The organism is Actinoallomurus iriomotensis, from assembly GCF_030269445.1.
Lineage (GTDB): Bacteria > Actinomycetota > Actinomycetes > Streptosporangiales > Streptosporangiaceae > Actinoallomurus > Actinoallomurus iriomotensis.
Genome location: NZ_BSTJ01000021.1, coordinates 88,610 through 96,054 on the forward strand (window position 1 = coordinate 88,610; position 7,445 = coordinate 96,054).

Genomic DNA, 7,445 nt, shown 5'->3' on the forward strand with positions numbered 1-7,445 from the left:
CTCCACCGAAGGCCGGGGTGATCGGGGCTACGACAGGCCGACGCGTCGGGCGGCGGTGTCCCAGGCGGTCTCGTCGCCGCGTGGGTGGTAGACGGTGAGGTCCTGGGTCCGGCGTACGAGGTCGCGTGGGTCGGTGGTCAGGCCGTGGGCGCGGGCCTGGACCAGTGCGTTGCCGATGGCGGTCGCCTCGACCGGGCCCGCCACGACCGGCAGTCCGCAGGCGTCGGCGGTCAGCTGGCACAGCAGGGTGTTGCGTGCTCCGCCGCCGACCACGTGCACCACCTCGACGGACCGGCCGGACAGCCGGGCGGCGTCGCGGATGGCCGCGCGATGACCCAGGGCGAGGCTCTCCAGGACGCACCGTACGACCTCGGCCCGTCCGGCCGGAGGCCGCTGGCCGGTGCGCGCGCAGTACTCGGCGATCCGCGCCGGCATGTCGCCGGGCGGGATGAAGGACTGGTCGCCCGGGTCGACGAGCGCGGCGAACGGCGGCGCGTCCGCGGCGGCGGCGAGCAGGTCGGGCAGTGACGCCTCGGCGCGCCAGGTGCGCAGTGACTCCTGGAGCAGCCACAGGCCCATGACGTTGCGCAGGTACCGGATGGTGCCGCCGACGCCGACCTCGTTCGTGAACCCCGCGACCCGGCTCTCCTCCGTCAGCACCGGCGCGGTCAGCTCCACCCCGGCCAGCGACCACGTGCCGCACGAGACGTACCCGAAGCGGTCGTGCTCCGCGGGCACCGCGAACACGGCCGAGGCGGTGTCGTGCGAGCCGACCGCCGTGACCGGCAGCGACTTCGGCAGCCCGGTCTCGGCGGCGACGTCGGCCCGCAGGGTGCCGATGACCTCGCCCGGCCGCCGCAGCGGCGGCAGGATCGTCGCGGGCAGGCCGAGGCGGTCGATGAGGGGGTACGCCCAGTCGCCGGCGCGTACGTCGTACAGCCCGGTCGTGGAGGCGTTCGTGATCTCCGCGCCGGCCTCGCCGGTCAGCCAGTACGCGAGCAGGTCGGGCACCATCAGCAGCGTGCGCGCCGCCTCCGGGACCGGCCCGGACAGCAGCTGGTAGACGGTGTTGAACGGCAGGAACTGCAGTCCGCCGACGTCGTACAGGGCCTGCGCGCCCACCTTCGCGACGACGTCGTCCATGACGCCGTCGGCCCGGCCGTCACGGTAGTGGACGGGGTTGCCGAGCAGGGCGCCCGCGGAGTCGAGCAGCCCGTAGTCGACGGCCCACGAGTCGACCCCGATCGACGCGATCCCCTCCGCGGCCCGCAGGCCGTCCAGCGCGTGCCCGTACAGGCCGAGGACGTCCCAGTACAGCGTGCCCGCCGCGCGTACGGGGCGGTTGGGGAAGCGGCGCGCCTCGCGCAGGGCCAGTTCGTCCTCGCCCACCCGGGCGATCATCACACGCCCGCTGGAGGCGCCGAGGTCCACGGCGGCGAATGAACGCGGCTGCATGTCTCCCCTAATTCGGCTCGGTGGTGTACGGCTTGGTCGTCGACGACGGGACACGGGCGGGCGGCCCGCGTCCTTCAGGCGTCGACGATCAGGATCGACAGGCGGCGCGGCCCGTGCACGCCCTCGACGCGGGACAGTTCGATGTCGCTCGTGGCCGACGGGCCGGACACGAACGTGAGGGGCCGGTCCGGCGACAGCCGCTCGATCGCCTCGGGCACGTCCGCGACGATCTGGCCGGTCTCGACGACGACCAGGTGGAAGTCGGGGACCAGCGTGAGCGCCCGCCGTCCCTGCCCGGGGCCGTGGTCGAGCACGACCGTGCCGGTCTCGGCGATGGCGACCGCGCAGCCGGTGATCACGCCGTCGAGTGCGTCGAGGTCGGCGACGGAGAGCGGCGGGTCGTCCCGTACGGCGTCGACCTCGGCCGTCCACGCGTCGGGCAGCCCGGCCGGCACGGCGAACCGGCCGTCCGGTTCGCCCAGGACCGCGGGCAGTTCGGCGCGGGCGATCCGCCGCACCTGTGCCCGGTAGTCGGCGGCGCGCTCGGCGAACAGGTCCACGACGTCGCCGTCGTGGTGCCGGCGCAGATAGTGCCGGGGGATGGCGTCGTAGCCGGTCACGGGCGCGTCGCCGAGCCGGCGCAGGATCTCTTCACGGGCGCTCATCGGCGGTTCCACCAGTCGCGGAAGGTCTCGGTCGCGGGGACGGGCGCGTCGCGGGTGTCGGTCCAGCGCGCCATCGGGCCGGGCAGCCGCCCGATGAAGCCTCGCCGGCCGAGCACCCGCCCGGCCGTACCGGCCAGACGCTGCCCGAACGCCAGCCGGGTGGGGGAGCGCAGCGTCCACGCGGCGAACCGCATGGCGGCCCGCTCGGTACGCCCGTGCACGGCGCGCGACCGCAGGTGGACCAGCACCTCAGGGATGTCGATCGCGACCGGGCACGCCTCGAAGCAGGCGCCGCACAGCGTCGAGGCGTACGGCAGCGAGTCGTCCACCGGCGACCCGGCGCCGCGCAGCTGAGGCGACAGGATCGCGCCGATCGGCCCGGGGTACGGCGATCCGTACGCGTGGCCGCCCGCCCGCTGGTAGACGGGGCAGACGTTCAGGCACGCGGAGCAGCGGATGCAGCGCAGCGCCTGGCGGCCCACCTCGTCGTCGCGCGTCGCGGTACGGCCGTTGTCGACCAGGACGAGGTGGAAGGTCTGTCCCTCCGTCGCGCCCGACCAGACCGAGGTGTAGGGGTTCATCCGCTCGGCGGTGGAGGAGCGCGGCAGGAGCTGCAGGAACACCTCCAGGTCGCGCCAGGTGGGCAGCACCTTCTCGATGCCCATCACCGAGATGAGCGTCTCCGGCAGTGTGAGGCACATCCGCCCGTTGCCCTCGGACTCCACGACGACGAGCGAGCCGGTCTCGGCCACCGCGAAGTTCGCCCCGGACACCGCCACCTTCGCGGCGAGGAACCGCTCGCGCAGGTGCTCGCGAGCGGCGGCGGCGAGACGCGCGGGGTCGTCGGTGAGGTCGTCGGGCACGCCGGGCATCTCCCGGCGGAAGATCTCGCGGATCTCCGCCCGGTTCCGGTGGATCGCCGGAACCAGGATGTGGGAGGGGCGGTCGCCGCCGAGCTGCACGATCAGTTCGGCCAGGTCGGTCTCGTACGCGTGGATCCCGGCGGCGTCGAGGGCCTCGTTCAGGCCGATCTCCTGGGTGGCCATCGACTTGACCTTGACCACCTCGGTCTCGCCGGTGGCCTTGATCAGGTCGGTGACGACCTGGTTCGCCTCGGCCGCGTCGCGGGCCCAGTGCACGGTGCCGCCGCGGGCCGTCACCTGCTCCTCCAGCAGGCGCAGGTAGTGGCCCAGGTGCTCGATCGTGTGGTCCTTGATCTGTTTCCCGGTCTCCCGCAGCTCCGCCCAGTCCGCCAGCTCGCCGACGGCGGTGACACGCTTGGCACGGATCGTGGTGGTGGCGTGCGCGAGGTTGCGGCGCAACTGCGTGTCGCGCACGGCCGCCCGCGCGGCGTCCGGGAAGGCGGGCATCCCCACATACGTCGGCATGGCCGCCCCGGCGGTGTCGTGATGCCCCGGCACGGAGTCACCTTCCTGTCTGGCCTGTCTGGCTGGTCTCGTGCGCTCGTTCACTCGGTGGCCGCCAGGATCTCGGCCAGGTGCAGCGTCCGTACGCCCGTCCGCAGCCGCGACAGCAGGCCGCCGAGGTGGGCGAGGCAGGAGTTGTCCGCCGCGCAGACCACCTCGGCTCCGGTCTGCCGGATCCGGGCGACCTTGTCGGCGCCCATCGCGGCCGACACGTCGGGGTTCTTCAGCGCGAACGTTCCGCCGAAGCCGCAGCACTCGGCGGCGTCCGGGAGCTCGACGAGATCGATCCCGCGTACGGCGCGCAGCAGCCGCAGCGGCCGGTCGCCCACGCCGAGCGCCCGCAGGGAGTGGCAGGTCGGGTGGTAGGTCACCCGGTGCGGGAAGTACGCGCCGACGTCCTCGACGCCGAGCACGTCGACGAGCAGCTCGGTCAGTTCGTGGACGCGGGGCCCGAGCCGGTCCGCCTCTTCGGCCAGACCGCGGTCGCCGACGGTACGGGCGACGCGCACGTGGTTCTCGCGGATCATCCCGGCGCAGGACGCCGACGGGACGACGATCGCGTCGAACGGTTGGAACGTTTTAACAAAATCCTTGACGAGGGGCCCGCACTCCCGGTCGTACCCGGTGTTGTAGTGCATCTGGCCGCAGCAGGTCTGCTCGGCGGGGAAGACGACCTCGTGCCCGAGCCGCTCCAGGAGGGTGACCACCGCCTTGCCGGTTCCCGGGTAGAGGGTGTCGTTGAAACAGGTGACGAACAGGGCGATGCGCATGTCAACGGCTCGATTCGCGGACGACGAGTTCAGGCTGGAACATGATCTGCTGATGCGCGTGGCCCTCCGGGTCGTCGCACTCGTCCAGCAGCAGCTCGGTGGCGATCTTGCCGAGCTGGTAGGTCGGCTGCCGGATCGAGCTGAGCGGCACGGTGCCGGCCGCGGAGAACTCGATGTCGTCGTAGCCGATCAGCGCCACGTCGTCGGGCACGCTCACTCCCGCCTGGGAGAGCGCGCGCAGCACGCCCAGCGCGAGCATGTCGTTGGCGCAGAAGATCGCGTCGGGTAGTCCGCCGGCCAGCAGCTTCTCGGCGGCGAGACGGCCGCCGTTCGCGTTCATCTCCGGGACGGCCAGCTCCTCCAGCGCCCGCACCGGCAGGCCGGCGGTGCGCAGCGCGCGCCGCGCGCCCTTCCGCCGCTCGCCGCACTGCCGGATGCCCATCGGCCCGGACACGTACGCCAGCCGCTCGGCGCCCCGGCTCAGCAGGTGCGTCACGGCGAGGTCGCCGCCGGCCACGTCGTCGACGGACACCGAGCACAGGTCACCGGGCGAGGAGTGGTCGACGAGCACGACGGCGACGCCGCGGTCGCGCAGCGCCTCCACGCTCGTGAGATCCTCGCCCGCCGGGGTGATGAGCACTCCCCGCACCCGCTGCTCGGCCAGGACCCGCAGGTTGCGGGCCTCCTTGTCGAAGGACTCGCCGGAGTTGCACAGGATCACGGCGTGGTCGCGGTCGCTGGCGACGTCCTCGACGCCGCGGGCGACCTCGACGAAGAACGGGTTGCCGACGTCGAGCACGACCAGGCCGACCGCGCGGTTCTGCCCGGCCCGCAGCGTCGCCGCCGAACCGTTGCGCACGAAGCCCAGATCGCCGATGGCCCGCTCGACGCGGTCGCGCGTCTCGGCCCGTACCCGCTCGGGGTGGTTCAGCACGTTCGAGACCGTGCCCGGCGAGACGCCCGCGAGCCTGGCGACCTCCTTGATCCCCACGGTGCCCATGCCCAACGCCGGTACCTCTTCTCCACGATCTGATGGCGTTCACTGTGAACGACCCGATTAAAACGTGTCAACTCGTTCCGGGGTGGCGGCTCGACGGGGTCGACGGTGACCTTCTCGTTATCTGAGTACCATCACCGCAGCTCAGAGGTGTAGTGAACGTTTCGTTTCGGGAAGATCACGACGATGTGACTCTTGACCGCGCCGCGCTCCCAGATCTACGGTCCCAGGTCAATCGCGTTAAAACGTTTTTATTCCGTTCACTTCCGGAGGAAGCATGAGCGAAGCTCCGCCGATCCTGGCCCTGTCGAATGTCAGCAAGGCATTCGGCGCGGTGCGGGCTCTGCAGGACGTCTCCCTGGAGCTGTGGGGCGGAGAGATCCACGCGCTCGCCGGCGAGAACGGGGCGGGCAAGTCCACGCTCGTCAAGACCCTGGCAGGCGTGCACCGCCCCGACCAGGGACAGGTGCTGCTGGACGGCCGCCCCGTCGATTTCCACGGCCCCGGTGACGCGCAGCAGGCGGGTGTCGCGGTGATCTATCAGGAGCCGACGTTGTTCCCCGATCTGTCGGTCGCGGAGAACATCTTCATGGGCCGTCAGCCGCGGGCGAGTTTCGGCCGCATTGACCGTCGGGCGTTGCGTGCGGAGACGGCGAAGTTGTTCGAGCGGCTGGGTGTGGCGTTGGATCCGGACCGTCCCGCGCGTGGGTTGTCCATCGCGGACCAGCAGATCGTGGAGATCGCGAAGGCGATCTCGCGTGACGCCCGGGTGTTGATCATGGATGAGCCGACGGCGGCGCTGTCGGGCAACGAGGTCGCGCGGCTGTTCACGGTCTCCCGCACCCTTCAGGACCAGGGTTGTGCGCTGCTGTTCATCTCCCACCGGTTGGAGGAGATCTTCGAGATCTGCCAGCGGGTGACGACACTGCGCGACGGCCGCTACATCTCCACCGAGATGGTCGACGCGCTCACCGCCGACGACCTCGTCCAGCGGATGGTCGGCCGCGAACTCGACACCCTCTACCCGAAGCAGGAGACCACGCCGGGGGAGACGGTGCTGACGGTCTCCCGGCTGACCCGCGAGGGCGTCTTCACCGACGTGTCCTTCGAGGTGTGCGCCGGAGAGATCGTCGCGCTCGCCGGCCTGGTCGGCGCCGGGCGCAGTGAGGTGGCTCGCGCGATCTTCGGCATCGACCGCTACGACGCGGGCGGCGTGCAGGTCGGCGAGGTTCGGCTGCCGGGTGGCAGCCCGACCGCCGCGATGTCGGCCGGGCTCGCGCTGGTGCCGGAGGATCGGCGTCAGCAGGGGCTGGTCATGGACGGTTCGATCGAGCGCAACATCGGTCTGACCCAGTTGAGCTCCCTGCGTCGCGGACCGGTGATCTCCCGGAAGGTCGAACGGGATCGGGCGGCCGACTGGGCGATCCGGCTCCAGCTCAAGTACGCCCGCCTCAGCGACACCGTCGGGGTGCTGTCCGGCGGCAACCAGCAGAAGGTGGTCCTCGCCAAGTGGCTGTCCACCGAGCCGTCGGTGCTGATCATCGATGAGCCCACGCGCGGCATCGACGTGGGCACCAAGGCCGAGGTGCACCGGCTGCTGTCCGAACTGGCCGGCCAGGGCCTCGCGGTCCTGATGATCTCCTCGGATCTGCCGGAGGTGCTCGGGATGGCCGACCGGGTGCTCGTCATGCACGAAGGCCGGCTCACCGCCGAGATCCCACGGGACGAGGCGACCGAAGAGACCGTGATGGCCGCAGCGACCGGCCAGACCCGACAGGAGGCAGCCTGATGGCGGCCGTGACCGCTGACGCCGGTGGGCGCCGGCTCGTCGACATCGTCCTACGCGCGCGCGAACTGAGCATCGTCGCGGCACTGATCGTCCTGGTGGCCGTGACGACGGCGGCGAACTCCTCGTTCCTGTCGTCTCAGGGTGTCAAGGACATCTTCCTCAACGCCTCGATCCTGGCCTTGCTCGCGGTCGGGCAGACGATGGTGGTGGTGACCCGCAACATCGATCTGTCCGTGGGGTCGGTGGTGGGTCTTGTGGCTTTCGCGTCGGGCAAGTTCGTGCTCGGTCATGACCGGAACATCGTCTTGGTGCTGGTGTTGGGCATGGTGATCGGTGCGGTGT

General features: G+C 71.3%; 7 protein-coding genes. 2 read left to right on the top strand and 5 right to left on the bottom strand.

The window, feature by feature from the left end:
- Positions 1 to 27: 27 nt before the first annotated feature.
- The 5 genes from QSK37_RS49475 to QSK37_RS49495 all read right to left on the bottom strand — a co-directional run bounded on the left by QSK37_RS49475 (position 28) and on the right by QSK37_RS49495 (position 5,317).
- Positions 28 to 1,455: a rhamnulokinase gene (locus QSK37_RS49475; RefSeq protein ID WP_285636526.1), complete on the bottom strand. Its 1,428-nt coding sequence runs from the start codon at positions 1,453 to 1,455 to the stop codon at positions 28 to 30.
- A 74-nt stretch (positions 1,456 to 1,529) separates the two neighbouring features.
- Positions 1,530 to 2,120 carry a LutC/YkgG family protein gene (locus tag QSK37_RS49480; RefSeq protein WP_285636528.1) on the bottom strand — a complete coding sequence of 197 codons (591 nt, stop codon included), beginning with the start codon at positions 2,118 to 2,120 and terminating at the stop codon, positions 1,530 to 1,532.
- Positions 2,117 to 3,490 carry a lactate utilization protein B gene (locus tag QSK37_RS49485; RefSeq protein ID WP_285636539.1) on the bottom strand — a complete coding sequence of 458 codons (1,374 nt, stop codon included), beginning with the start codon at positions 3,488 to 3,490 and terminating at the stop codon, positions 2,117 to 2,119. Before QSK37_RS49485 ends, QSK37_RS49480 begins: the two co-directional genes overlap by 4 nt.
- A gap of 98 nt (positions 3,491 to 3,588) precedes the next feature.
- Positions 3,589 to 4,317, bottom strand: coding sequence for a (Fe-S)-binding protein (locus tag QSK37_RS49490; RefSeq protein WP_285636530.1), 729 nt, complete (start codon positions 4,315 to 4,317; stop codon positions 3,589 to 3,591).
- A gap of 1 nt (position 4,318) precedes the next feature.
- Positions 4,319 to 5,317, bottom strand: coding sequence for a LacI family DNA-binding transcriptional regulator (locus QSK37_RS49495; RefSeq protein ID WP_285636532.1), 999 nt, complete (start codon positions 5,315 to 5,317; stop codon positions 4,319 to 4,321).
- A gap of 274 nt (positions 5,318 to 5,591) precedes the next feature.
- Here QSK37_RS49495 and QSK37_RS49500 point away from each other — a divergent pair, with 274 nt between their 5' ends.
- Positions 5,592 to 7,103 carry a sugar ABC transporter ATP-binding protein gene (locus QSK37_RS49500; RefSeq protein WP_285636534.1) on the top strand — a complete coding sequence of 504 codons (1,512 nt, stop codon included), beginning with the start codon at positions 5,592 to 5,594 and terminating at the stop codon, positions 7,101 to 7,103.
- On the top strand, positions 7,103 to 7,445 hold a 343-nt coding region (locus QSK37_RS49505), incomplete at its 3' end, for an ABC transporter permease subunit (RefSeq protein ID WP_432705683.1). The genes QSK37_RS49500 and QSK37_RS49505, both read left to right, overlap by 1 nt.

Bases quoted from the DNA above. Each gene is read 5' to 3' on its own strand.
- QSK37_RS49475 (WP_285636526.1), bottom strand. From the start codon at position 1,455: ATGCAGCCGCGTTCATTCGCCGCCGTGGACCTCGGCGCCTCCAGCGGG.
- QSK37_RS49485 (WP_285636539.1), bottom strand. From the start codon at position 3,490: ATGCCCGCCTTCCCGGACGCCGCGCGGGCGGCCGTGCGCGACACGCAG.
- QSK37_RS49500 (WP_285636534.1), top strand. From the start codon at position 5,592: ATGAGCGAAGCTCCGCCGATCCTGGCCCTGTCGAATGTCAGCAAGGCA.
- QSK37_RS49490 (WP_285636530.1), bottom strand. From the start codon at position 4,317: ATGCGCATCGCCCTGTTCGTCACCTGTTTCAACGACACCCTCTACCCG.
- QSK37_RS49480 (WP_285636528.1), bottom strand. From the start codon at position 2,120: ATGAGCGCCCGTGAAGAGATCCTGCGCCGGCTCGGCGACGCGCCCGTG.
- QSK37_RS49495 (WP_285636532.1), bottom strand. From the start codon at position 5,317: ATGGGCACCGTGGGGATCAAGGAGGTCGCCAGGCTCGCGGGCGTCTCG.